The 24445-nt window shown below is 28.9% G+C and carries 24 protein-coding genes; 12 read left to right on the plus strand and 12 right to left on the minus strand.

Features of this window, described 5'->3' with window-relative positions:
- The first annotated feature begins 21 nt into the window (after positions 1-21).
- Both AC5YGC_RS01450 and AC5YGC_RS01455 read left to right on the plus strand, forming a co-directional pair.
- On the plus strand, positions 22-489 hold the full coding sequence (locus AC5YGC_RS01450) for a TspO/MBR family protein (protein ID WP_415278584.1): 468 nt from the start codon (positions 22-24) through the stop codon (positions 487-489).
- Positions 490-491: 2 nt separating this feature from the next.
- The gene (locus tag AC5YGC_RS01455; RefSeq protein ID WP_415278585.1) at positions 492-1595 is read left to right on the plus strand and encodes an NAD(P)/FAD-dependent oxidoreductase; all 1104 of its coding nucleotides are present in this window, start codon (positions 492-494) and stop codon (positions 1593-1595) included.
- A gap of 4 nt (positions 1596-1599) precedes the next feature.
- On the opposite strand, the gene AC5YGC_RS01460 is transcribed toward AC5YGC_RS01455, so the two are convergent.
- From AC5YGC_RS01460 to AC5YGC_RS01485, 6 genes are read right to left on the minus strand one after another with little or no spacing between them, the layout of a single operon-like run.
- Positions 1600-3051, minus strand: a complete 1452-nt coding sequence (locus tag AC5YGC_RS01460; protein ID WP_496139895.1) for a protein adenylyltransferase SelO family protein — start codon at positions 3049-3051, stop codon at positions 1600-1602.
- Positions 3052-3059: 8 nt separating this feature from the next.
- Positions 3060-5828, minus strand: coding sequence for a formate dehydrogenase subunit alpha (gene fdhF / locus AC5YGC_RS01465; protein ID WP_496139896.1), 2769 nt, complete (start codon positions 5826-5828; stop codon positions 3060-3062).
- The gene (locus AC5YGC_RS01470; RefSeq protein ID WP_496139898.1) at positions 5828-7486 is read right to left on the minus strand and encodes an NADH-ubiquinone oxidoreductase-F iron-sulfur binding region domain-containing protein; all 1659 of its coding nucleotides are present in this window, start codon (positions 7484-7486) and stop codon (positions 5828-5830) included. Before AC5YGC_RS01470 ends, fdhF begins: the two co-directional genes overlap by 1 nt.
- A gap of 20 nt (positions 7487-7506) precedes the next feature.
- On the minus strand, positions 7507-8349 hold the full coding sequence (fdhD, locus tag AC5YGC_RS01475; RefSeq protein ID WP_496139899.1) for a formate dehydrogenase accessory sulfurtransferase FdhD: 843 nt from the start codon (positions 8347-8349) through the stop codon (positions 7507-7509).
- Between the two features lie 45 nt (positions 8350-8394).
- On the minus strand, positions 8395-8880 hold the full coding sequence (locus AC5YGC_RS01480; protein ID WP_496139900.1) for an HPP family protein: 486 nt from the start codon (positions 8878-8880) through the stop codon (positions 8395-8397).
- Positions 8881-8909: 29 nt separating this feature from the next.
- Complete coding sequence (locus AC5YGC_RS01485) at positions 8910-9320, minus strand: iron-sulfur cluster assembly scaffold protein (protein WP_496139901.1); 411 nt, start codon at positions 9318-9320, stop codon at positions 8910-8912.
- A 43-nt stretch (positions 9321-9363) separates the two neighbouring features.
- On the opposite strand from AC5YGC_RS01485, the gene AC5YGC_RS01490 reads away from it, so the two are divergent.
- The 6 genes from AC5YGC_RS01490 to AC5YGC_RS01515 are packed head-to-tail and all read left to right on the plus strand — an operon-like array spanning position 9364 to position 15572.
- Entirely contained in the window at positions 9364-9975 is a 612-nt protein-coding gene (locus tag AC5YGC_RS01490) for an NTP transferase domain-containing protein (protein ID WP_496139902.1), read from the plus strand.
- Between the two features lies 1 nt (position 9976).
- Positions 9977-11224 (plus strand): molybdopterin-binding protein, encoded by a 1248-nt coding sequence (locus AC5YGC_RS01495; RefSeq protein ID WP_496139903.1) that lies wholly within the window; start codon positions 9977-9979, stop codon positions 11222-11224.
- Between the two features lie 48 nt (positions 11225-11272).
- The gene (locus AC5YGC_RS01500; RefSeq protein WP_496139904.1) at positions 11273-12178 is read left to right on the plus strand and encodes an EamA family transporter; all 906 of its coding nucleotides are present in this window, start codon (positions 11273-11275) and stop codon (positions 12176-12178) included.
- A gap of 5 nt (positions 12179-12183) precedes the next feature.
- Positions 12184-13401, plus strand: a complete 1218-nt coding sequence (locus AC5YGC_RS01505) for a M24 family metallopeptidase (protein ID WP_496139905.1) — start codon at positions 12184-12186, stop codon at positions 13399-13401.
- 3 nt (positions 13402-13404) lie between these two features.
- On the plus strand, positions 13405-14517 hold the full coding sequence (locus AC5YGC_RS01510; RefSeq protein WP_496139906.1) for a serine/threonine protein kinase: 1113 nt from the start codon (positions 13405-13407) through the stop codon (positions 14515-14517).
- A gap of 2 nt (positions 14518-14519) precedes the next feature.
- Entirely contained in the window at positions 14520-15572 is a 1053-nt protein-coding gene (locus AC5YGC_RS01515; protein WP_496139907.1) for a beta-eliminating lyase-related protein, read from the plus strand.
- Here AC5YGC_RS01515 and AC5YGC_RS01520 read toward each other — a convergent pair.
- Both AC5YGC_RS01520 and AC5YGC_RS01525 read right to left on the minus strand, forming a co-directional pair.
- Complete coding sequence (locus tag AC5YGC_RS01520; RefSeq protein ID WP_496139908.1) at positions 15565-16827, minus strand: hypothetical protein; 1263 nt, start codon at positions 16825-16827, stop codon at positions 15565-15567. The genes AC5YGC_RS01515 and AC5YGC_RS01520 overlap by 8 nt on opposite strands.
- 8 nt (positions 16828-16835) lie before the next feature.
- Positions 16836-18191, minus strand: a complete 1356-nt coding sequence (locus AC5YGC_RS01525; protein WP_496139909.1) for a pyruvate kinase — start codon at positions 18189-18191, stop codon at positions 16836-16838.
- Positions 18192-18296: 105 nt separating this feature from the next.
- Between AC5YGC_RS01525 and AC5YGC_RS01530 the strand changes: the two genes are divergently transcribed.
- Complete coding sequence (locus AC5YGC_RS01530; RefSeq protein WP_496139910.1) at positions 18297-19319, plus strand: sulfotransferase; 1023 nt, start codon at positions 18297-18299, stop codon at positions 19317-19319.
- Positions 19320-19347: 28 nt separating this feature from the next.
- On the opposite strand, the gene AC5YGC_RS01535 is transcribed toward AC5YGC_RS01530, so the two are convergent.
- Positions 19348-19866, minus strand: a complete 519-nt coding sequence (locus tag AC5YGC_RS01535) for an adenylyl-sulfate kinase (protein ID WP_496139911.1) — start codon at positions 19864-19866, stop codon at positions 19348-19350.
- Positions 19867-19918: 52 nt separating this feature from the next.
- Here AC5YGC_RS01535 and AC5YGC_RS01540 point away from each other — a divergent pair, with 52 nt between their 5' ends.
- On the plus strand, positions 19919-20650 hold the full coding sequence (locus AC5YGC_RS01540; protein ID WP_496139912.1) for a TSUP family transporter: 732 nt from the start codon (positions 19919-19921) through the stop codon (positions 20648-20650).
- A gap of 188 nt (positions 20651-20838) precedes the next feature.
- On the opposite strand, the gene AC5YGC_RS01545 is transcribed toward AC5YGC_RS01540, so the two are convergent.
- Positions 20839-21066 carry a hypothetical protein gene (locus tag AC5YGC_RS01545; RefSeq protein ID WP_496139913.1) on the minus strand — a complete coding sequence of 76 codons (228 nt, stop codon included), beginning with the start codon at positions 21064-21066 and terminating at the stop codon, positions 20839-20841.
- 12 nt (positions 21067-21078) lie between these two features.
- Positions 21079-21564, minus strand: a complete 486-nt coding sequence (locus tag AC5YGC_RS01550; RefSeq protein WP_415290905.1) for a YajQ family cyclic di-GMP-binding protein — start codon at positions 21562-21564, stop codon at positions 21079-21081.
- Positions 21565-21693: 129 nt separating this feature from the next.
- Between AC5YGC_RS01550 and AC5YGC_RS01555 the strand changes: the two genes are divergently transcribed.
- Both AC5YGC_RS01555 and AC5YGC_RS01560 read left to right on the plus strand, forming a co-directional pair.
- Entirely contained in the window at positions 21694-21900 is a 207-nt protein-coding gene (locus tag AC5YGC_RS01555) for a SlyX family protein (RefSeq protein WP_415290906.1), read from the plus strand.
- Between the two features lie 16 nt (positions 21901-21916).
- Positions 21917-23098 (plus strand): aminoacetone oxidase family FAD-binding enzyme, encoded by a 1182-nt coding sequence (locus AC5YGC_RS01560; protein WP_496139914.1) that lies wholly within the window; start codon positions 21917-21919, stop codon positions 23096-23098.
- Here the strand turns inward: AC5YGC_RS01560 and AC5YGC_RS01565 are convergent.
- A complete protein-coding gene (locus tag AC5YGC_RS01565; RefSeq protein WP_496139915.1) occupies positions 23095-24396 on the minus strand; it encodes an MFS transporter in 1302 nt (433 codons plus the stop codon). The two genes, AC5YGC_RS01560 and AC5YGC_RS01565, sit on opposite strands and share 4 nt — an antisense overlap.
- Positions 24397-24445: the final 49 nt, after the last annotated feature.

The following is a 24445-nucleotide window of genomic DNA, read 5'->3' on the forward strand; positions in this document are numbered from 1 at the left end:
TAAGTAATGTATAATATGATTATGTTAAAAAACAAATTTTTATCTTTTTTATTATTTGCAATAATAACTTACTCGGCATCTGTTATTGGAGGTATTGCAACTATTGGATTTAAAGAGCCTTGGTATTCATTATTGATAAAGCCATCATACAATCCACCAAGCTGGATCTTTGCACCTGTTTGGACAACACTATATTTAATGATGACTATTGCCATATGGTCTTTTTGGCATAGTAAAAAAAGAGACATAGATACGATTTATATTTATATCGTTCATTTAATTTTTAATACAACTTGGAGTATAGTATTTTTTGTTTTTCATAAAATTTTATTAGCATTACTAGTTTTAATTATTTTAATAGCTTTAATAGTTTTATTAATGCAAAGATTTAAGAAAATAACTTTAGTAAGTTATTATTTAATGATTCCTTATTTACTTTGGTGTTTTTACGCATTAATTCTTAACTTAAGTTTATTTATTTTAAATTAATTATGGATGATGTTGTAATAATTGGTGGTGGTATCATTGGAGTTGCAACAGCTTATTTTTTATCTAAAGAAGGTCGAAAAGTTAAAGTTATAGAAAAAGATCCATCGTACAAAGAAGCCTCATTCCCTTTATCCTTGGGTGGCTTTAGAAGACAATTTTTTCAAAAAGAAAATATTTTGTTAGGTAAATTTGCAAGAGATTTTATTTTTCAAATACCAGAATTACTCAAAACTAAAAAAAATCCTAACCCTACAGCTAGTATGGTACCAAATGGTTACTTATTAATGTTTGGACCTGAGCATGCAGAGGAACAGTATAGAGCGTTAGAAAACCATAAAGAGTGTGGAGCTGGAACAAAAAATATAAAAGGTTCAGAATTATCCAAGGTTTTTTCTTACATTAACGATGAAGGTATAGAAACTGCCACTTATACAGATGATAAAAGTGAGGGTTGGATTGATCCTTTTATGTTTCACGGTGCTTTAAAAAGCAAGGCCACAGAACTTGGGGCTGAATTTATTAAGGGAGAAGTAAAAGAAATATCAGAAATTAATGCTAAGATAATTATTTCTGCTGCAGGTTGTTGGACTAAAAAAATATTAAACGATATTCCTGTTATTCCACAAAAACACACTGTTTTCAGAGTTAAGTGCCCAACATATATATCTGAAATGCCTTTATCTGCTGATTTAACAACTGGTGTTTATTGGAGGCCAGAGGGCAAAGAATATTTAGCTGGTTCTCCAAAATCTACTTTTGATGCAACAAATCTTGAACCTGCTTGGGATGACTTTGAAGAGTTGGTATGGCCAGCTTTAGCAAAAAGAATTCCAATGTTTGAAGAGCTTAAATTAACTGGTGCTTGGGCAGGATTTTATGATCATAACCAACTAGACAGTAATGCTATTGTTGGTAAGCATCCTAAATACGAAAATGTATATATGGCTTCGGGTTTCACAGGAAGAGGATTACAACAAGCACCTGGCATTGGCAGAGCTTTGACAGAACTTATAACAACAGGTTCTTATCAAACTATAGATGTAAGCGCTTTTAATGTTGAAAGAATATTTAGTAAAGAAGCTAGACCAGAACCTTACGTATTATAACGTATTATGTTCCACAAAAAGTTTGATATTTCTTATCGCTGTGTGGAGCAGGTGACATAAATTCTAAATCATCGCTATTAACTAAATAAGGATTTTTTAATATTTTTATTAACCTATTAAACAATGTTAAATCACCATTACTTGCTAATGTTAAAGCTTCTTCAACTTTATGGTTACGAGGTATTACCATTGGGTTAGAAGAATTCATTAACTCCATAGATTTATCATGGGTATTAGCAAACATTGCTAATCTTTTTACCCATTTAATTTTCCATAAATCAAAGTTTGCATTATCATAAACTTCAGAATTTTTAATTGTCTTATTCATCAAAAAAATAAAGGTATTTGTATAGTCTACTTTATTTTTCTGCATCCAATTTAATAATTCCATAATTAAATTTTTATCTTCTTTATCTTCACCATATAATCCAAGTTTATCTCTCATCATATTTAACCATTTTGTTTCATAATTTTGTTCGAATTTATCTAAAGCTTCTGTGGCTAATTTAATCGCTTCATCTTCATTTTTACTAATAAGAGGAATGAGACATTCAGCAAACCTTGTTAAATTCCATTTGGTAATTTTTGGTTGATTATCATAGGCGTATCTACCTAATTGATCTATTGAACTAAAAACTGTTTTAGGATCATAAGCATCCATAAACGCACACGGACCATAATCTATTGTTTCAGCGGATATAGACATATTATCAGTATTCATAACTCCATGAATAAAACCGACACGCATCCAGTCAATTACAAGTTGGGTTTGTTTTTCGATTAAAACATTCAGTAAGTCTAATGCTTTATTCTTTGATGATTTTATATTGGGGTAGTATTTTTCAATTGTGTAATTAATTAAGATTTCTAAATCACTAATATTTTGTTTTGCAGCAATGTATTGAAATGTTCCAACTCTTATATGCCCTAAGGCTACCCTTGTAAGAATTGCACCTTTCGAAATTTGCTCTCTAATCACATCTTCACCAGTTTTAACCACTGCTAAACTTCTAGTGGTAGGTATTTTTAAAAAATGCATTGCTTCACTTATTATATATTCTCTCAACATTGGGCCTAAAACAGCCCTACCATCACCACCTCGTGAGAATGGAGTTCTACCTGAACCTTTAAATTGTATATCAAATCGCTCATTACTTTTGGTCAAGTGTTCACCGATTAAAACAGCTCTTCCATCACCAAGCATTGTAAAATGACCAAATTGATGACCAGCATAGGCTTGCGCTATAGAGTTAGATCCTTCAGGTAACATATTTCCTGAAAAAATTTTTGATAAATCGTCATCATTAATATTTGAAAAATCTAGATTTAATTTATTTGCTAGATCTTTATTTAATATTAATATTTCTGGTGAGTTTACAGCAACAGGGTTGATATCTTCTTTGAATGTTTTTGGTAATCTTGAATAACTATTGTCGAAATGCCAACCAATTGTCATTTTATCGATTAGTTAACTTCTGCTTGATTTTCTTTTGGTTTAATTTCAGTTTTAAATTGATTTGAGATTTTTTGAACTTCTACTGCTGAAACTTTGTATTCAGCACACATTGTTTCTTCATCTTTACCATGACCCGTTACCATATTGACCATATGTTCCGGAAAATGGAATGTTGTGAATACTATGCCTTCTTTAACTTTATCTGTAACCTCTACTTTTAGGGCAACTTCCCCTCGTCCAGAATAAAGTCTTCCTATGTCACCTGTATTTAACTCTCTTTTGTTGGCATCATTCGGGTGAACTAATAATAAATCTTCAGAAACTATATTGATATTACTTGTACGTCTTGTCATCGTAGCAGCATTGTAGTGTTGTAGAACTCTACTAGTTGTTAAAATTAATGGGTATTCTTTTTTATTTTTTTCTATTTCTGTAGATTCTTTCCAGTCAAAATTTTTAAGACGTCCTTTTCCAAGTTTAAAAGTTTCTTTATGCAAAATTTGTGTATCTGTTCCATCTTCTTGAACTGGCCATTGTAATCCCATTTTACCAAGTCTCTCTCTTGTTACCCCTTTAAAGAAAGGAACAACATCAGCTATTTCTGCTAGAACTTGATCAGCGTCATATTCAGGTTGATCAAAGCCTAATTTTTGCATCATGTCTGTCACAATTGTTCCATCAGTTTTAGTACCAGGCAAAGGAGGTACAGCTCGATTGACTCTTTGAATTCTTCTTTCTGTATTAGTAAAAGTTCCATTTTTTTCTAAGAAAGTTGTTCCAGGCAATACTACCGTTGCAAGTTTTGCTGTTTCACTCATAAAAATTTCTTGAACTACTAATAACTCTAATGAGTTCATTGCATCAACAACATGTGCACTATTTGGATCTGTTTGAACAATATCTTCTCCAATAATCCAGACAGCTTTAACATCTTTATTAATTGCCCCATCAAACATCTCAGGAATTTTTAATCCTGCTTTTGTTGGGTGAATTACTCCATACTTTTCAGTATAAAAATCTTGATTTTTTTTGTCCGCAACCTCAAAGTATCCAGCTCCTTGGTGAGGTTGACAGCCCATATCAGCAGCTCCTTGAACGTTATTTTGTCCTCTTAATGGGTTAACACCAACACCTCTTCTACCAATATTTCCTGTAATCATTGCAAGGTCAGCAATTAACATTACTGTTTTAGAGCCTTGTTCTTGTTCTGTAACACCTAAACCATGGAATTCCATAGAGTTTTTAGCTGTTGCATAAGCAATTGCAGCTTCTTTAACTAATTGTTTATCAACACCTGCAACTTTGGCTAGTTGATCCATATCTTGTCTCTCAATTTCTTTAATGAAATTTGCAAAACCTTCGGTTCTATCTCTAACAAAGTCTTTATCATAAAGATTTGCTTTCATTATAAAATGCAAAATCATGTTCAAAACAGCCACATTAGTTCCTGGTCTAAGTTTAATGTGATAATCAGCTAGTTTAGCTAGCTCCGTAGTAATGGGATCTAGTACTATTAATTTTTTACCCTTCATTACTTGTTGTTTTATTTTTGCTCCAGTAACTGGGTGAGCATTTGTTGGATTTGCTCCAATAACCATAAATAAATCAGCATAATAAATATCTTCTGTAGAATTCGTTGCGGCACCAGTTCCAAAAGTTTGTTGCATTCCCCAAGCAGTTGGTGAGTGACAAATTCTTGCACAGCAATCAATATTGTTAGTTCCTATTACTGCTCTAATCATTTTTTGGAAAACATAATTTTCTTCATTAGTACATCTTGCAGAAGAAATACCTGCAACTGCGTCTGGTCCACTTTCTTTTGTAATTCTATTTAATTCTTTTTTAATAAAGTCATATGCTTCGTCCCATGATGCTTCTTCAAATTTACCATTTCTTTTAATTAAAGGAGTTTTTAATCTGTCAGGGTGATCATAAAATCCAAAAGCATATCTTCCTTTAATACAAGTGTGACCTGCATTAACCTCAGATTCTTTAGGGGTAGAAATTGCAACAACTTTATTATCTTTGATTGATGCTTCCAAATTACATCCCACTCCACAATAAGAACAAGTAGTTCTAACTTTTTCATCTACAGCAACAGATTTTGATTGAAAAACATCAGAGATAGCATCTGTTGGACATGTGTGTGCACAAGCACCACAAGATACACAAGACGAGTCTCCAAATAATGCATCATTATCTGTTGTGATTTTAGATTCAAATCCTCTACCACTCATTGTTAAAACAAAAGATCCTTGAATTTCGTCACAAGCACGAACACATCTTCCACAGTTAATACAGTTATCCAAATTCATTCTCATATAATCATGAGAAGTATCTTTCTTAATACCCTTATGTTGTTTTGGACTGTTATATCTATGATCTGATATACCCAAATCATTTGCAACATCTTGAAGTTCACAATTATTATTTACTTCACAAGTATCACATTCCATTGGGTGGTCTGTTAAAACTAGTTCGACAATATTTTTTCTTAACTCCGTTAAACTTTCGTTGTTAGTAAAAATATATTGGTTTTCAGCAACTGGTGTATGGCATGATGCTACAACTTTAGTTGGACCATCTTTTACTAGCGCCACTTCTACAGAACAAACTCTACAAGCACCATAAGGGGCTAAGTTTGGATCGTCACAAAGTGTAGGAACTTTTTTTTCACCTAAATAACTTTTTACGAAATTTAAAACAGAGGTATGGTTTGGACCAATTTCATATGGCTTACCATCTATGTATGCAATTTTTCTTTTTTCTGAGCTCATTAATTATCTTTCACCATATCATCCTTCATTTCATCACCAAAATATTTTAATATATTCATGATAGGAGTAGGAATTGCTCCACACAAAGCACATAAACAGCCTTTTTGCATAGTCACAAGTAGCTCATTCAGTAATTTTAATGGAATTTTAGCAGTTTTATTCTTTGCTTGATCAAACATTTCTTTGCCTCTGTAAGAACCAAGTCTACCGGGAAAGCATTTTCCACACGATTCTTCAGCAGAAAACTCAAATAAATGATGAATATATTCAACCATAGGAAAATCTTTTGGAATACTTACTATACTTGCGTGTCCCAACATAAAACCAGCAGCAGTAAATTCTTGAAAATCTAAATTTAATTTTTCAACCTCGGTAATAGGAATTACACCTCCTAATGGACCCCCAATTTGTAATGCTTTAATAGGTTCTTTAAAACCACCACCAATATCATTTAAAACTTTTTTCATTGGCGTTCCCATTTCAACTTCATAAACACCTGGATTGTTGAAAAAACTATCAAAGCAGACTAATTTGGTTCCAGCAGATTTTTTATTTCCAATTGCAGAAAACTTATCAGCTCCATTAATCAATATTCCTGTAGCAGCGGCTAATGTTTCAACGTTATTTACAACAGTTGGTTTCTTGTAAAGACCTTCAGTAACAGGGAAGGGAGGTCTAACATCTACTTCAGCTCTTCTACCTTCAATTGATGCAATCAATGCTGTTTCTTCTCCACAAATATAAGCACCTTGCCCAATACAAATATTTAAATCAAAAGAAAATTTAGTTCCTAAAATATTTTCACCAAGCAACCCTGCTTTTTTTAAAGAATTGATAGCACCATTTATTGCTTCAATAGATTTTGGATATTCACCTCTTATATATAAAACACCTTCATCACTTCCAATAACATATCCACAAATAATCATTCCAAATAAAACTTTTAATGGCTGATCTTCTAATAAATATCTATCAGAGAAGGCACCCGAGTCACCTTCATCCGCATTGCATATAACATATTTTTTTTCAGAGGGAGCTTTTCTACAAAAATCCCATTTCATTCCTGCTGGAAAACCGGCACCACCTCTACCTGTTAAATTTGAATCTAGTAATGATTTTATAATTTTTTGCTTATCAGTATTAATAAACTTACTTAAAGTATCTTTAAATTGATCTAAATTTGAAAGTTTATCATCCATTAAAAAACTTGTTGAAGCAAAACTTTTTGAGAAAAATTTTTCCTGTATAATTTTTTCTCCTTTGATTATCTCATCAATTTTATTGATATCATTGCCAGCATAGTTTTCACCATTATAATGAAAGGCTTTATTTTCATAACAGTGACCAAGACAAAACATTTCACCAACTTTGTCATCACCTAATTTTTCTTTTAACTTTTTCTTTAAGGGTTCTTGTGTTCCAGAACACATGCAAGCACTTCCGTTACAAACAAAGGCTTTTTTGGCTCTGTGAGCTGGTCTTAAAAATTCATAAAAACTCTCAGCACCATGAATAGTGGATACACCCATATTATATTCATTAGCTATTTCTTTAATTCCACTTGCGTCTTTAGAGTTTAGGGATCTTTCAGATATTTTTTCGAATAGATTTTTCTTTAAACCAATTCTGCCTGATAAGTTACTTATATTTTTTGACACTATTTACCCTGTTAAAATTTTTAATTTTTTATTATAATTCTCTCATTATTACTATAAATATTAAAACTATCCCCTTTTACAAAACCAACTAATGTCATGTCAAACTTATTAGCTAAATCTATAGCGAGACTGGTTGGCGCACCTACACCAATTAAGACACCTATATTCGCCATGAGAGCCTTTTGCACAAGATCAAAGTTTAGTCTTCCAGAGCAGGTTAGAAATTGAGAGCTATTATCAAGTAAATTTTCTTTTAAGACAAATCCAATTAGTTTGTCTAAAGCATTATGTCGTCCTACATCTTCTTTTAAGGCAATAATTTGTCCATTCGTATTAAATAACCCACTAGCATGAATGCCACCCGTCTTTGAAAACTCAGATTGGTTTTGTTTTAATATATCTGGAGATTTCATTATAATTTCATGAGATATTTTAGGGATAGATTTTAATATTTTATCTTTCTTAATAATTTCTAAAGATTCAAGAGATGTTTTCCCGCACACCCCACATGAGGAATTAGTCAAAAAATTTCTTTTAATTTTATCAATATCTATATTCTCGGAATTATTTATTGAAATAATAACTTTATTTTGTAATTTATATTGCCCAACAGCTTCACCACTAGCTTCAATATTTTCTATATGGCTGATTTTTTCAATTACTCTTTCATTAAAAAGAAAGCCAGTAACTAAATTCTCATCATCTCCAGGTGTTCTCATCGTAATGGATATAGTATTTTCTATCCAATTTTCTTTATCTTTATATTTGAGTATTATTTGAAGCGGTTCTTCAATGGATATTTGATCATTAACCTCTTTCGAGTTATTAGATCTAAATTTTGTGACTTTATAATTAGAATTCATTTAACTAGTATATTTAAACTAGCTAAATTTGAAACAAGGAAAAGATTAGCTTTTCCAACTACTTGGGTAGTTTTTCTTTAATATGAAACGATTTAGAATAACTGCATAAACAATTATTACTATAGAACCAAAAATAATAGGATTTAGTAAAAAATCATATGAAACTACACCAAGTATTATAACAATAGGATTTCCTCCTGCTGGTGGGTGAGTTACACCAAGTAGTATCATTACAAAAATACCAAGACCTACAGCAATAGCTACTTGTAAAAATTGATCAATCGGTAAAAATTTTAAAATTAATACACCAACTATAGATGTTACCAAGTGTCCAAAAAAAACATTTTTGGGTTGAGCAAAAGGACTTTCTGGATATCCAAAAAGTAAAACCATAGAAGATCCAAATGATCCAGCTAAAAATAACCCATAGGGAGTTTCAAAACTTAAGAATGAAAGGGTACCAATTGTGATTATTGAAAATATTAAAGCATATAGAGCTCTGTTAAAGTTTTTTTTTATTGCATGTATCATATTCTTTTATTCATATTGTTAGTGTTATTTTATAGCTTTAGGGCTTTTGAAAGAGTTTTAAAAGGAAGCAATAAACATTCTTTTCTAGAAATATTTTCTGGATTCATTATTTTTTTAAAATCTTTTAAATCTTTTATATTAATTCTTTTTAATTGATCAAAATTTTTATCAAAGAAAAGTTCTGCATTTAAGACAAAATCTGAAATTTTTTCTATCGGAACTTGCATAACCCACCTCGAAAGTAAACTTACTGAGGCTTGACAGTACACACATGATCTACATTGATACCCTATGTCTTGAACTATATTGTCTTTGACTATCAAGCTAATTTCCATTTCATCACCACATAACGGGTTTTTGTTCGTTGATTGATGTGTATGATTCTTAACCACTTTGTGGTTTTCTGTGTTAGATGCGATTTCTAAAATTTCTAAGTCCATTATAATTCTTTAATTAAGAGATTAATGTTTTATATTTTGATTTATGCAAGATAACAATATTTTAGCTGTTGTGCTAGCAGGAGGAAAATCAAAGAGATTTGGTGAGGATAAAAACCAGACAAAACTTGGTGATAAAACATTGTTAGAACACGTTTTATTAAAAATTAATAATAGATATGAAGAGATACTTATTGTCTCAAGTCACAGCTTAGATACAAAAAAAATAAAAAATGTAACAATAATTTCGGATTGTTTTGATGACTTTGGACCATTAGCAGGAGTTCTGAGTGCAATGAAATGGGTTAAAGAAAATCAAAAATCATATCAGTGGATTGCAACTTTTCCATCTGACACACCTTTTTTTGAAACATCAATTATTGATGAATATCAAAAAAGAATTAAACTAAAAGATAGCTTGTTGTATTTTGTTAAATCAAACAACAAAAGACATAACATTTTTGGTTTATGGTCAGTTGAATTATTAAAACTACTTGAAAATGACTTGATTAATAATAATTTTAGAAAAGTAGAGGATTGGGCAAATAAAATAGGGGTAAAAACGATTGATATTGAGACTAAAAAATTTGATCCTTTTTTTAATATAAATACCAAAGAAGATTTAGAAGAAGCAAAAAAAATACTAAAAAAGAATTAAAATGATTACTTATAAAGAAGCTAAGAAAATCTTAATCAAATCTAAGATAAAAATTAAAAATGAAATTATTAATTCATTGAAGTCATTAAATAGGATTAATGTATTAGATATCTACTCAACTGTAAATTATCCAGCAGGAACTAATGCTGCATTTGATGGTTTTGCTATTAATTCAAAAGATACAAACAAGTTAAATAAAGATAATTCACAAAATTTTAAAATTTTAAAAATTATATCTGCGGGAGATAATCCGTCATTAAAAAAAATAAATAAGTTTGAAGCTGTCGAGGTAATGACAGGTGCACTTATACCAAAAGATTTTGATACTATAATTCCAATAGAAAAAATTGTTTTTGATAAAAATAGAAAATTTATTTTAATTAATGAAAAAATAAAAAATAACCAGCACATCAGATATGCTGGATCAGATTATAAAAAAAAAGATTTGATAATTAAAAAAGGAACCATAATTCAACCTTCTCATATATTAGCCTTTAAAACATTAGGCATAGTAAATATTAAAGTTAAAAAGAAGCCTAATATTTTATTTTTTTCAACAGGAAATGAAATTTCTAATAATAGGGATGTTGCTAATTGGAAAGTTAGAAACTCTAATAGTCATTATATAAAATCCTTATCTAATAATTTTTTATTTAACTTTATAGATGGTGGAATTTTAAGAGATAAGGATGCTAAACTTTTTCAAAAAAAAATAGAAAAAAGTTTTAAATCTAAAGTAGATATTATAATTACATCTGGCGCTGTATCTGCTGGTAAACATGATTTTGTTCCATATATAATTAAACAATTTAATTTATCTAATTTTTTTAAAGGTGTTTTGATTAGGCCTGGTAAACCAGTTTTGTTTGCAAAATTTAAGAAAACTGAAAAAGCCATTTTTGGGCTACCCGGTAATCCTATTTCTTCATCTGCTTGTTTTAGATTTTTTGTTTACCCTTATCTGCTTAATATTCTAGGGGTTAAGGCTGAAAAACCATTTAAAGCTAAATTAAAAAATGGTTATTCTAAGAGTAAAAAGATTATTAGATTTTTAAAAGCAAAATTAACTTCAACTAATGATGGAAAAATAGAATTACAGGTTTTAAAAGGTCAAGAATCTTTCAGAATTAAATCATTTGTAGTGTCAAATGTATGGGGTCTATTCAAAGATGGACAATCTATATTCAAAAAAGGGGAGTTAATTGATTGTTATTCTCCCATTGGCTCAAATATTAATATTTTTAAATAGACTTCATTTTTATTGTAGTGCTAAATAATTACCATTAAATATCAAATTATGATCGAGCAAAAAAATGAAAAAATTGCAATTCCAGTAGTTTTATTAGCCGGTCTTATATGGTCCTTTGGACCTTTAGTTGTAAGATACATGGATCAACCCAATTTAGTTCCTTGGCAATATATTTTTGCAAGAGGCCTAACAATCTTTTTAGTTTTAAACCTTTATCTTTTTTTTGAAGAAGGAAAGGATTTTTATAAAAATTATTTAAAGATTGGAATGTCAGGTGTTATTGGCGGAACTGGACTAGGTATTGCAATGATTACGTTTATTTACTCAATAACAAATACTAGTGCAGCTGTTACTTTACTTTGTCTAGCTGCAATGCCATTTTTTACTGCTTTATTAGGTTTTTTATTTTTAAAAGAAAAAATTTCACTCAATGTTTGGGTAGCAATTATAATTGCTACAATTGGAATAATAATAATAGCTATTGGTAACATTGAAAAAAATTCTTTATTAGGGCTTATTTTTGGTATGACTTCCTCTATAGGGTTTTCTGTCTTTTCAGTTACCTTAAGATGGAAAAAAGAAACTCCAAAATTTACAACTGTAGCCTTTGCTGGTCTTTTTTGCTTTGTGGTTGCATCAATAGTTATTTTAACTAATGACATGGTTTTTTTATCCACAAGTTATAATGGAGCACTATTCTCTTTACATGGTACTTTAGTTTGTATGGGTTTAATTTTATATTCTATTGGATCAAAAGCTATACCTGCAGCAGAACTTACTTTATTGTCACTAACTGAAGTTATAGGTGGAATATTTTGGGTATGGATTCCAATTTTAGGAATTAATGAGATACCCTCAACAAATACAATAATAGGTGGCTTCTTTCTTTTTATGTCTATCATTTATTATAGTCTTACGATTAAAACTAATAGAAGATTTATTGCTCTAAATTAACCAAAATGGAAAGACCAGATTTTTTTAATTTAAAAAACGGTGAGAAGGCTAAACTACCTTTCACAGATCAAGAATATCAGAGACGATTAACTAATTTAAGAACCACAATGAGTAAAAATAATCTTGATATGATTATTCTAACTTCAATGCACAACATTGCTTACTATACAGGGTTTATTTACTGTTCTTTTGGTAGACCTTATGGCTGTGTTGTAACAGCTAATAAAGTTTCAACAATTTCAGCAAATATAGATGCAAGCCAACCTTGGCGGAGATCTCATAGTGATAATGTAATTTATACTGATTGGAAAAGAGATAATTTTTTAAAAGCAATTGTTGCAATTATTGGAAGAGATGAACCTCCTAAGAATATTGGCATTGAAAATGATCATGTAACCTTGGATGTTAAAGAAAAACTTACATCCATTTTTACTTTTTCAGTTTTTAGTGATGTATCAAAAGATTTAATGCAACTTAGAATGATTAAATCTGTTGAAGAAATAGACATTATTAAAAATGGTGCAAGAATTGCTGATCTTGGTGGTGAAGAGATCGTAAAGAACATTAAAGTTGGAGAAAGTGAGCTTGAAATTGCAATAGCAGGTAGGGATAAAATGGAACGCGAAATTGCAAAAACCTATCCTGATGCAGAATATATGGATACTTGGGTTTGGTTTCAATCAGGACTAAATACAGATGGTGCGCATAACCCAAAAACTAATAGAAAATTAAAATCAGGAGATATTCTTTCTTTAAATACTTTTCCTATGATTTCAGGATACTACACAGCTTTAGAAAGAACTCTTTTTGTAGATAAAATTGATGATGCTTCTTTAAAAGCGTGGGAAGCAAATGTTAAAGTTCATAAAAGAGGACTAGAGTTAATTAAACCAGGTGTAAAATGTTCTGATATTTGTCATGAGCTGAATGAGCTCTTTGCAGAACTTGGCTACCTTCAATACAGAACATTTGGTTATGGCCATTCTTTTGGAGTGTTGTCACATTTTTATGGAAGAGAAGTAGGATTAGAATTACGAGAAGATATAGATACTGTATTAGAGGAAAACATGGTTGTTTCTATGGAACCAATGATCATGATACCTGATGGAAAACCAGGAGCTGGAGGATATAGAGAGCATGATATCTTGATTATAGGAAAAGATAATGCTGAAAACATTACTAAGTTTCCTTTTGGCCCAGAACATAATATTATCAAATCATAAATTATGAGTGAAAAAACTGTAGTTAGTAGTTGGAATGAATGGGATCCTTTAAAACATGTAATTGTTGGTAAGGCAGATGGCACTTGTATACCGGCACCAGAACCTGCTTTAGATGCTAAGGTTCCAGAAGATTCTGATATGCGTGGTCAGTTTGGACCAAGAACAAAAGACACAGTTGATAAAGCAAATGAACTGTTAGACAATTTTTCAAATATGCTTGAAAAAAGAGGTATTAAAGTAGATAGACCAGACCCAATAGATTTTAGTCAAAAAACATCTACACCAGATTGGGAAAGTGAGACAATGTTTGGCTGCATGCCACCAAGAGATGTTTTGTTAACTGTTGGTAGTGAAATATTAGAAGCTACTATGAGCTATAGATGTAGATGGTTTGAGTATTTGTGTTACAGGCCCTTATTAAAAAAATATTATGATGAAGATCCTAATATGAGACATGAAGCAGCTCCTAAACCAAGATTGACAGATGAGAATTATAGAAAAGATTATTTATCTGATAAAATCGGAATTCAAAAAAGATTAAAATGGACCGAAGATAAGTTCTTTGTAACAACTGAAGAAGAACCACTTTTTGATGCAGCAGATGTTTTAAGATTTGGTAAAGATTTAGTAGTTCAACATGGTTTTACAACAAACTTAAAAGGAATAGATTGGCTCAAAAGACACTATAAAGATCATAGAGTTCATGCTGTTAATTTTCCAGGTGACCCTTATCCAATTCATATTGATGCAACATTTACACCGATTAAAGAAGGTTTAATTATTAATAATCCGCAACGAAGACTGCCAAAAGAACAAAGAAAATTATTTGAAAACAATGGATGGGAAATTATTGATAGCGCACAACCAGCACATAATACACCCCCACCATTATGTTATTCTTCAACTTGGCTTTCAATGAATGTTCTAGTATTGGATCCAAAAACAGTTTGTGTTGAAAAAAGTGAAGTATACCAAGCAGAACAATTAGATAAATTAGGAATGGAAGTAATACCTGTAGACATGAGAGATGCCTATGCATTTGGTGGAGGCCTTCATTGCTGTACTGCAGATGTTTACCGTGAAGGTGAGCTAAAAGATTATTTTCCAAAACGATAAATATGGCAACGGTTAAAACAAAAAGAGAGCGAATAAAATTTGCTTCTGATAATGTAGCAGGTGCATGCTCCGAGGTATTAGACGCAGTATTGAAAGCTAATGATGGTGATAGCACTCCATACGGTAACGACCAAATATCAGCTGATTTACAGAAAAAGTTTTCAGAACTATTTGAAAAAGATGTAATTGTTTTTCCAACTGCATCAGGTACAGCCGCTAATGCTTTAGCATTAGCAACAATGACACCATCATTTGGCAATATTTATTGTCATAAACTTTCTCATATTAATACAGATGAATGTGGGGCACCAGAGTTTTATACAGGAGGTGGAAAATTAGTTACATTAAATGGTATTAATGGAAAAATAACTGCTGATGAATTAGATCGGGCTATTAGTGGCAAAGGTATTGTTCATCATACTCAACCTGCATCTGTAAGTATCACTCAAGTTAGTGAAACAGGAGAGATATACCAATTAGACGAGATTAAAAGGATTTCTAAAATTACACATAAACATAATTTAAATATGCATATGGATGGAGCAAGATTTGCAAACGCTTTAGTTTCACTAGATGTGAGTCCAGCTGAAATGACCTGGAAATCAGGTATCGATGTTTTATCATTTGGGGCAACTAAAAATGGTTGTCTTGCTGCTGAAGCAATTATTTTTTTTAATAAAGATCTAGTTGGTAATATTGCTTTTTTAATGAAAAGAGCAGGACATTTATTATCTAAAATGCGTTTTGTTTCAGCTCAATTAGATGCTTACATATCTAACGATGTCTGGCTACGAAATGCAAGACATGCAAATAAAATGGGTAAAAAATTAAGCGAAGGATTAAATCTCCACACTGATATCGAATTAGCATATCCAACAGAAGCCAACGAAGTATTTGCAAAATTTCCAAGAAATATGATTGAGCACTTAAATTCTAAAGGATACAAGATGAACGAAGATGAGCTAGATGGTAAAGCTGTAAGATTAGTTGCTGCATGGAACACTCAAGATAATGATGTAAATGAATTATTAGAAATTTTAAAAAAATCTAATTAGGATTTTGTTTTAAAAATTTTCTTAGAAGTTCAGATATAATTTTCGTCTTATATTTTTTTCCTCTTTTAAAATTTTTATTCATTTTATTAAACTCTAAATCAAATTTTCCTACGTTATTTAGGCTATTTGACAATATGTAATTAATATATCTATAATCTGGTTCGATACTTTGAGAAATTTTGTTTAAGTTTAAACTTTTATTTTTTTTATTAAATGTAATTACATTAAATTTTTTTGATCCAATATAAAATTTTTTATTAGAAAGGTTAATTATTTTTTTTTCATATATTGCACATTGCGCACTCAAGCTTGATGTTGTGTGTACATAGAATTTTGTATTTTCCATCACTTTGTTAGTTATGTTATTCTTATTAATTAGTATTATTCTCTTAGAAAAATTTTTTAATTTCTTTAGTAAATTATATTTTCCTGCTTCATAAATTAAATTATTTAAATCTGAATTAGGATGCAACAATATAGCTATATCTAAATCTGTGCCTTTTAAAGTTTTCAAAATAAATGAGGTAAGATCGATTTCAGAAATCTGAAATAACTTCATACTGTTAGGAAGAATTAATGTTAAATATTCCTTATCCAAATTTTCATTGATACGAATTTTAAACTTTTGGATAGCATAAAGATAAAAAAAATATTCCTTAAAGACTTTTTTATAATATAAAAATTTTTTATTTAGGGTATTTTTTTTTTGAATATTAGCTATTAATAAATTCTTTCTATGAGGTTTAAGAATTTGTTTATATTTCTCTATAAATATCTTAATCTTTTGAAACGATAGTTTATTTTCATTAATTGTTACTGGGTGTTTATAAATATTTTTTGATAAAACGTATCTATTCTTAAATGCAGATTGCTCTGGTCTTAAATAGATAATTTTAAATTTTCTAGCAAGTTCATAAAAAATTATTTCTAAATCTTGTAATGTTCCATAAATATAACCTGAAAGTAGGAGGGTGTTTTTTTTACGTTTTAATGTTCTTAAAAATTTATCTGCTTGGTAGATTTGCGATAAGTTAAGTTTAATGCCTAAAGCATGGTATTTTTTGTAAATTTTTTTACAATAATGATTGCTATGATTATTTTTTTGTATTGAAAGTTTTTCTGGTGAAATAACTTCTGTTTTAATATTTAGACGTTGAATTTGTTCTAAAAGTTTAATTTTATATATTTTCCTGTCTTCAGAATTATCTTTTTTATTAAATAATTCATCTATGAAGATTAATTTTTTCCATTTCATGAATCGAATTAAATAAATTCTTTTTTAGTTAATATACTAATAGTGTTCGCTCGAGAATTTTTTTCAGGATATGCAATATATATTAACGATGCAAGATTTGAGTTTTTAAATATAATTCTATTATAATCTTTAATTGTTCTTTTAATAAATATAGAAAAATTATTTTTATTAAATTTTTTGACTTTATAGCAAACAGTATTTTTTCTAAATGCTCCAAGAGCTATCGTTTTATTGCTATCTGAAAAAATAATTAATTTTGAATTTTGCTTGAATTGTTTAATTTTATTAAGTGCAAAACCTTTTTTTGAAAAAATAATTATTGGTATATCGGGTAATTTTTCAACCATGTTCCAGAAAATATCATTTTTATGTTGAGATTTTTTGTCAATCTTGGACAGTATTATTGTTTTTTTTAAATAATTTTTTAGCCATACTAGAATAGCAGGCCAATTCTTTAAAATTGCAGTTTCGTCACTTAGCATAATAATGTCCACATCTATTTGTTGAGCTAGTCCTAACGACATAATCTCACTTTTGGTTGGTTTTAACCTTGAATTCATCGATATTAAATTTTCTGTGGCCATTATTAATGGTTTGCCACTTCTTTTAGTTTCATCTGCAATTTTTATAATTGAAAGATATAAATTTTCATCTCCAATTTCTGCTGATAAATCCCCTCTATCAATCATTATACCATCAGAATACTCAATTATTTTTTTGTAATTTTTTAATCCTTCTAAATTTTCTATTTTAGAAATTATTAATTTTTCAGGAAATTTTTTTTTAATTTTTTGAATAATTTTTCCACTCTGAACATAACTTAAGCCAATCGCATCGTACTTAATTTTTTTTGATTTTTTTAAAAATTTACTATATTGTTTGTTTTGAAAATCATCATCATATATAGCAAGTGGAATATTAATTCCTTTTTTTGGCTTAAGTATAAAACTTTCCAATGATTTTGCTAAAATATAATCTTTACCAATTGTAATTACTTTTAATGAGTATTTTCCATCATCTAAACTAATCAAATTAGGATTTTTTGTAATTTTAGGAATTTTGTTAGAACAGGTAATAATCAAATTTTCAGAATTTGTATTATTATTATTTCTAAAAATAAATGTTATATTTTGATTTTTTTTAATTTCTATATTTTTTAAATTTTGAGTTCTTGGTTTCACTCCTGGTATGTCCAAAAGTATTCTAGAATTTTTATTAATTTTTTTGATTCTAGTAGAAATATTTTCATGCCAACTTAGTACATTATGTGATCCATTAATTCTGACTATGTCAGTCGTTTTTAATATTTTTTCTATATCTATAATTTTTTCTGAAACAGGTCCTATAGTGGGTAAAATTTTCATTTTTATGATTTAAAATTCATTGTTTATTAAAATTTTATGAATAGTTTTTTTTAATACTTGTAAATTTTAATTTAAAAGCATAATTATCTGTATTATATTTTTTTAATGCTTGATATCAATAAAATTAATCCTGTTATATTCTGTGGTCATAGCGCTAGTGGTGGAGGTATGTATTCTAGCATATTAGATTTTCATCCAGAATTACTTGTTTTTCCAAATGAATCAAAATTTTTTCAAATATTTCATCCATTTGTGGAGCTTATGAAATTTGACCAAGAAAAAAAAATAAATTATTTAATAGATAATAACTTTGAATTTTTAAAAGGGGGTTTCTTTGACGTTTGTAATGCTGATGAAAATTATTTCAATTTTAAAAAATTTATAGAAACTTTTAAATTAGAAGCTAAAATAAATGATAGTTGGGAGCATTATTTCAAGTCTATGTTTAAGGCATTTGCATCAGCTACACCACAAAAATTAGATGAGATAAAATATTATGTTGAAAGAACTTCTAGTTCAGAAATATATGCATTAGAGATAAGAGATAAGCTGCCAGAAACTAAGTTTATACATAATATAAGAGATCCAAGAGACAACTATGCTTCAATTAAATCAAGGTGGTCTAAAAAGTTAAAAAATTTATCTGATTCTGGAAGTGTAGAAGCTTTAAGACAAACTTGTATTATGCGAGGAAGATTAGGAATTGATATGGCAATTTTGAATGAAAAAATTATTGGAAAAGATAATTATTTTATTACAAAATACGACGAGATGGTAATTGATCCCAAAAAAGAGCTTTTAAAAATATCTAATTTTTTAGATATAAAATTTGCTAAATTTGATTTAACACCAACTTTTTGTGGATTACCGTGGTCTGGAAATAGTTTCAATAATAAAAAATTTTCAAATATTAGCAGTAGTCAGGCTGGATCATGGAAAAACAGGATAGATGCAGAAGAGGCGGCACTGATAGAATTTCATTTTAAAGATGTATTTGAGAAATTTAATTATAAATTTCATTTTTCTAATAGTGAACAGGTATCTGCAGCAAGAGAACATTATAAGTGGCTCAATCATTTCAGTAAAACTAAGGCAGATTTTTCTTTAGCTTCGATAGCAAAAATTTAATCTAAATTGATTTCATATTTGTTAGTAATTATATAATTTTTTTTAAAATTTTTTTTAAAGATTCATTTAATTTCTCTTTATGCGTGTTTACAATTATTTTTTTATAATCTGATTTTTCATAAACTATTTTAGAATTAAACCCAATTAAATTTTTGAGCTTTCCACTTTTTGCTCTTGCGTATAAATCTTTTGTGTCTCTTTTAACAAGTTCTTTAATTGAACAATTAACAAACACTTCATAATATTTTTCTTTAAATTTTTTCTTTGCAATTAATCTAGTTTTTTTTAATGGCGATATCACTGAAACTATTACATAGTCATAATTTTTATATAATTTATAAATATATCTTATTATTAAAATGTTATTTTCATAAATTTTTACTTTAGAGAAGTTTTTTTTATAATCTTTTTTTACCCTGAAACTATCTCCATCTATAATAATAACTTTAAATTTTTTATTTTTTAACTTTTTTGCAATTAGATTGGATAAAGTAGTTTTTCCAGAACCAGATAAACCAGTCAACCATACTACATTGTTTTTTTTCATAAAATAATTTTTTTATTTAAGTAAGCAGCAATATATATATATATATATATTCATGTTTGAAAATTATTTTTTTTACTTAATTATTTTTTTTCTTGTTATGGTTCAGTCTATTGCTGGCGTGGGTATTTTAGTGATTGGAACCCCAATTTTATTAACACTGCAATTCAACATTATTGAAGTTTTGTCTATTTTATTGCCAATATCTATAACTACCAGTTTATTGAATTACCTATTTTTTAAAATAAAAAAAAATAAAATTAAAATAGATATTAATTTGAAAAAATTATTTGTATTTATATGTGTACCATCTATTTTTTTGGGTTTGTTAGTTTTGAAAAATTTTGGGGAAATGATGAATTTTAAATTTATTGTGGCGGGTGTTATTATTGGATCTGTAATTCTTTCAATAGTTTTTAAAAAAAAAACGATTACTAATTATTCTAAGGTAATATTTTTAATATCTGTTGGGTTTGTTCATGGTTTAACTAATTCAGGAGGATCACTTTTATCTCTTTTACTTTCGTCACAAAATAAAAAAAATTATTCAAGATATAATATTACTTTTTTTTATCTTTTTTTAGCTTTATTTCAGTATATAATTTTTCTAATTATTTTTAATAATTCTATCAACAAAGATTATTATAATATTAAAATCTTATTTATAATTATAGTTGCTTCTTTAATAGGTAATTTTTTTGTTAAATATCTAAATGATAAATTTTTCAAAATTTTAATCAATATTCTAGCCATTATAGCTTCTGTAGCACTTATATCCTTTAATTAGCTATTAATTAACCTGTTGATTGGTTATCTATTTTTATACAACTTTAAAATAGTCATTAGTGAGTCAAGTCACCTGTTTTCAGTATTACAATCTGGAAATTTTAAAATATATAGAGTCTAGAGTTGAATAATAAATATTAAATCCCACAGACCATCAACTTTTCGAGTGAGAACAAAATGTTCTCTTGCTTAACTTGGGTTCTCTTTCAAAAAGTTAATGTAATCAACAACTTCTTGAAACTTTTCATCAGGAATATCTTTATATGAGTTGCCAAACTTCTCTTTGACACATAGAGCAACATGAGCATAAGGGTTTCTTCCTTTGGGGTGATTAGGGTGGCTGGGAAGTTGACTTAGTAAATAATCGCCAGCATCCTGTATCATTTTCCACAGTTTACTTGCGTTTTCTTTATTCATAAAAAAATGAAATTAATCTCTAAAATTTACAAATTCAATTGGCAGACCAATATCAATAGCTTCTATTGCAGCCATTGCTTCTTGAAGATCATCTCTTTTTTTTCCTTCAGCTCTTAATTCTTCACCTTGAATTTTAATCTGGATTTTAAGTTTAAGTTTTTTTATATCAGCAATAATTTTTTTAGCATTTTCTTGGCTAATACCTTCTTCTAATTCACTGACTTGCCTGACAGTTGTACCTGCAGCACTTTCTGAATTTTTAATAACTATTACCCTCGGATCTACTTTTCTTCTTATAAGATGAATTTGTAGTAATTCATTTACTTGTTTTAATTTTAATTCGTCTGGTGCTAGTGTGGTGATTATCTTATCTTTTCTTTCAATTGAAATTTTAAGTCCCTTAAAATCATATCGATTACCAATTTCTCTTAAACAATTAGCAAGAGCATTATCAAATTCTGGATAATTAATTTTACTTATTACATCGAATGAAGGCATAATTTTTAATATTTATATAATAATGTATTTTTTAATTAGAACAATCTTATTAGCTACATTATTACATTAACAAAAAATACTAGGATTGACTAATTGATTTACTTTTAAAGAAGCAATAAGTTATGATTTATGGAAAACTTAGTTAAAAAGTTAGAAGAACAGATTACTTTTCTACAGCAAGAAATGTCTCAAATGAGTAGTGAGCTTTATTCCCAGCAAAAAGAAATTATGAGCTTTAAAAAAGAAATTTCAAACCTTAATAAAAGAATTGAAGAATTAGATAGCGGAATTGAATCTAGTATTAATAAAGAAGATACGAAACCACCACATTATTAAATTTTATAATTAATTCATGACAGAAAAATATGATGTTATTGTAGTAGGTGCGGGTGCAGCAGGTATGATGAGTGCTATACAAGCTGGTAAACGTGGTCGAAAAGTACTCTTAATAGATCATGCAAAAAAAATAGGTGAAAAAATTCGTATATCTGGTGGTGGAAGATGTAATTTTACAAATATACACACTCATCCTAGTAAGTTTATTTCAAATAATCCAAAATTTGCAATATCAGCCTTAAAACAATACACCCAAAATAACTTCATAGATTTAATAAAGAAACATAATATAAAATTTCATGAAAAAAAATTAGGACAACTTTTTTGTGATGAAAGCGCTCAACAAATTATAGATATGTTACTTTTAGAGTGCAAGATGGCAAATGTAGTTTTAAAAAAAGATACAATAATTGATGATATTGATAAACAAGATGATAAATATTTTATAGTTGTTGGTGATGATAAATATTTCTGTGAATCTTTAATTATTGCAACAGGTGGTTTGTCTATTCCTAAAATTGGAGCAAGTAAATTTGGTTATGATATTGCTCAAAAATTTAATTTAAAAATTATTGAAACTTTACCCGCATTAGTTCCATTAACTTTTAGTGAAAAAATATTAGCAGTATGCAAAGAACTTACAGGGTTATCCGTTGAAGCAGTTGTTTCATTTAAAAAGACTTTTTTTGAGGAGGGAATGTTGTTTACTCATAGAGGTTTGAGTGGACCCTCTATATTACAAATCTCTTCTTATTGGAAATTGGGAGATAATATCAAAGTTAACTTATCACCAAAACTAGATGTAGATAAATTTCTAAATGATAGAAAAATTTCTAATCCTAAACAAGATATAGGCATTATAATTTCTGAAATCCTTCCTAAACGATTAGCTCATATAATCTGCAACTCAAACAATGTTGATGGAAATATATGTGAATTATCTAACAAAGTATTAAACAGTTTGAGTAATTCTATAAATGCTTGGGCGATAAATCCAACTGGAACTGAAGGTTATAGAACTGCAGAAGTTACTTTGGGCGGCATTGATACTGAAGAAATTTCTTCTAAAACAATGATGTCCAATAAACACCCTGGATTATTTTTTATTGGAGAAGTTGTAGATGTTACTGGCCATTTAGGTGGTTATAATTTTCAATGGGCTTGGTCTTCTGGGTATGTGGCAGGCCAATATGCTTAAAGATTTGTAGCTGGCTGAACCTCTTCAGGTTTTTTTGGTTCTTCAATCGGTTCTGTTGTTGGGTTTAATTCAATTCCAGCAGGTGTAATAGATGAAGGCATTGCAACGAACTGAGAGTCTGGGTTTTCAACTGATTCTCTAACTCTCATTCTATAGATACCAAACACACCTATTAAAGCATGAAAGAAAAGTAAAAATACAAAAAAACCATTAGATCCAACAATATTCATAAATATTGAACAAAGGAATGGACCACTCATAGCACCCAAGCCAAATGTAAACTGTATACCAGCTCCAGCTGCTACAAATTTTTCTTTTGGTATATAATCATTAGTGTGTGCACAAATCAAAGAGAACATCGGTAAGCTACAAATTGAAAATAAAATTAAAAAAATAAAAAACCATACTTTGGTTGTGGCAAGTTCACCAGGTAAGTACATTTGATCAGATGATATAATAGATAGTAAAGCAAAAAAAGAAGCACCAAAAGTTGAGATGACTATTACTTTTCTCCTATCATATTTATCAGAAAGTTTTCCAATAGGATATTGAGAGATAGCGCCAGAAATTGCTAAAAGAAAAGTTACAAGTGATATTTGAAAAATAGTAAAATTCATTGATGCCGCATATACTGCTAACAATGTAAATAGTGCTGACTGGATTGTTCCATAAAAAAGAGCACTTACCATTCCAAATGGTGAAGTTTCATAAAGTTCTTTTAAAGGCATACTTTTTATCTTTTTAAATGTAGGTGGTTTTTTTTTAGTTAAGAGAATAGGTATAAGGGCAACAGACGTAATAATTGAAACTAATATAAATGGTTGATAATTTTCAGGTCTACTAAAGTTCAATAAAAACATTCCTACACCCATTGATCCATATAAAATAACCATATAAATTGATAAAACACTTCCTCTATTTTTATTGCTTGATCTGTCATTTAACCAACTTTCAGCAACAGTATAAATACAAACCATACTTATTCCGGTTAAAACTCTTAAAAAAAACCAAACATAAGGATTAATAAAAATAGAATGAATCAAAATAATCAAAGATGCTAAAGATGCAAAAGCTGCAAACACTCTGATATGACCAACTCTTGATATAAGATTGGGAATTGTTGAGGCGCCAATAAAGTATCCAACAAAATACCCAGACATCATAAAGCCAGTTGCCGCAAGACTGAATTCTTCTTGAACAGCTCTTACACCTAGGAGTGAACTTTGAAATCCATAAGCCATCATTAAAAAGCCCATACCCAAAAACAATGCCCAAGAATTCTTTAAAACTTTATTCATAAAATTGACCGTACTTATTTGCGATCTAAATGTAAATCAAGTCTTAATT

The organism is Candidatus Pelagibacter sp. uisw_138 (assembly GCF_059512485.2).

Coding starts and splice junctions, on each gene's coding strand:
- AC5YGC_RS01450 (WP_415278584.1), top strand. CDS start 22: ATGTTAAAAAACAAATTTTTATCTTTTTTATTATTTGCAATAATAACT.
- AC5YGC_RS01455 (WP_415278585.1), top strand. CDS start 492: ATGGATGATGTTGTAATAATTGGTGGTGGTATCATTGGAGTTGCAACA.
- AC5YGC_RS01460 (WP_496139895.1), bottom strand. CDS start 3,051: ATGACAATTGGTTGGCATTTCGACAATAGTTATTCAAGATTACCAAAA.
- fdhF (WP_496139896.1), bottom strand. CDS start 5,828: ATGAGCTCAGAAAAAAGAAAAATTGCATACATAGATGGTAAGCCATAT.
- fdhD (WP_496139899.1), bottom strand. CDS start 8,349: ATGAATTCTAATTATAAAGTCACAAAATTTAGATCTAATAACTCGAAA.
- AC5YGC_RS01480 (WP_496139900.1), bottom strand. CDS start 8,880: ATGATACATGCAATAAAAAAAAACTTTAACAGAGCTCTATATGCTTTA.
- AC5YGC_RS01485 (WP_496139901.1), bottom strand. CDS start 9,320: ATGGACTTAGAAATTTTAGAAATCGCATCTAACACAGAAAACCACAAA.
- AC5YGC_RS01490 (WP_496139902.1), top strand. CDS start 9,364: ATGCAAGATAACAATATTTTAGCTGTTGTGCTAGCAGGAGGAAAATCA.
- AC5YGC_RS01495 (WP_496139903.1), top strand. CDS start 9,977: ATGATTACTTATAAAGAAGCTAAGAAAATCTTAATCAAATCTAAGATA.
- AC5YGC_RS01500 (WP_496139904.1), top strand. CDS start 11,273: ATGATCGAGCAAAAAAATGAAAAAATTGCAATTCCAGTAGTTTTATTA.
- AC5YGC_RS01505 (WP_496139905.1), top strand. CDS start 12,184: ATGGAAAGACCAGATTTTTTTAATTTAAAAAACGGTGAGAAGGCTAAA.
- AC5YGC_RS01510 (WP_496139906.1), top strand. CDS start 13,405: ATGAGTGAAAAAACTGTAGTTAGTAGTTGGAATGAATGGGATCCTTTA.
- AC5YGC_RS01515 (WP_496139907.1), top strand. CDS start 14,520: ATGGCAACGGTTAAAACAAAAAGAGAGCGAATAAAATTTGCTTCTGAT.
- AC5YGC_RS01520 (WP_496139908.1), bottom strand. CDS start 16,827: ATGAAATGGAAAAAATTAATCTTCATAGATGAATTATTTAATAAAAAA.
- AC5YGC_RS01525 (WP_496139909.1), bottom strand. CDS start 18,191: ATGAAAATTTTACCCACTATAGGACCTGTTTCAGAAAAAATTATAGAT.
- AC5YGC_RS01530 (WP_496139910.1), top strand. CDS start 18,297: ATGCTTGATATCAATAAAATTAATCCTGTTATATTCTGTGGTCATAGC.
- AC5YGC_RS01535 (WP_496139911.1), bottom strand. CDS start 19,866: ATGAAAAAAAACAATGTAGTATGGTTGACTGGTTTATCTGGTTCTGGA.
- AC5YGC_RS01540 (WP_496139912.1), top strand. CDS start 19,919: ATGTTTGAAAATTATTTTTTTTACTTAATTATTTTTTTTCTTGTTATG.
- AC5YGC_RS01545 (WP_496139913.1), bottom strand. CDS start 21,066: ATGAATAAAGAAAACGCAAGTAAACTGTGGAAAATGATACAGGATGCT.
- AC5YGC_RS01550 (WP_415290905.1), bottom strand. CDS start 21,564: ATGCCTTCATTCGATGTAATAAGTAAAATTAATTATCCAGAATTTGAT.
- AC5YGC_RS01555 (WP_415290906.1), top strand. CDS start 21,694: ATGGAAAACTTAGTTAAAAAGTTAGAAGAACAGATTACTTTTCTACAG.
- AC5YGC_RS01560 (WP_496139914.1), top strand. CDS start 21,917: ATGACAGAAAAATATGATGTTATTGTAGTAGGTGCGGGTGCAGCAGGT.
- AC5YGC_RS01565 (WP_496139915.1), bottom strand. CDS start 24,396: ATGAATAAAGTTTTAAAGAATTCTTGGGCATTGTTTTTGGGTATGGGC.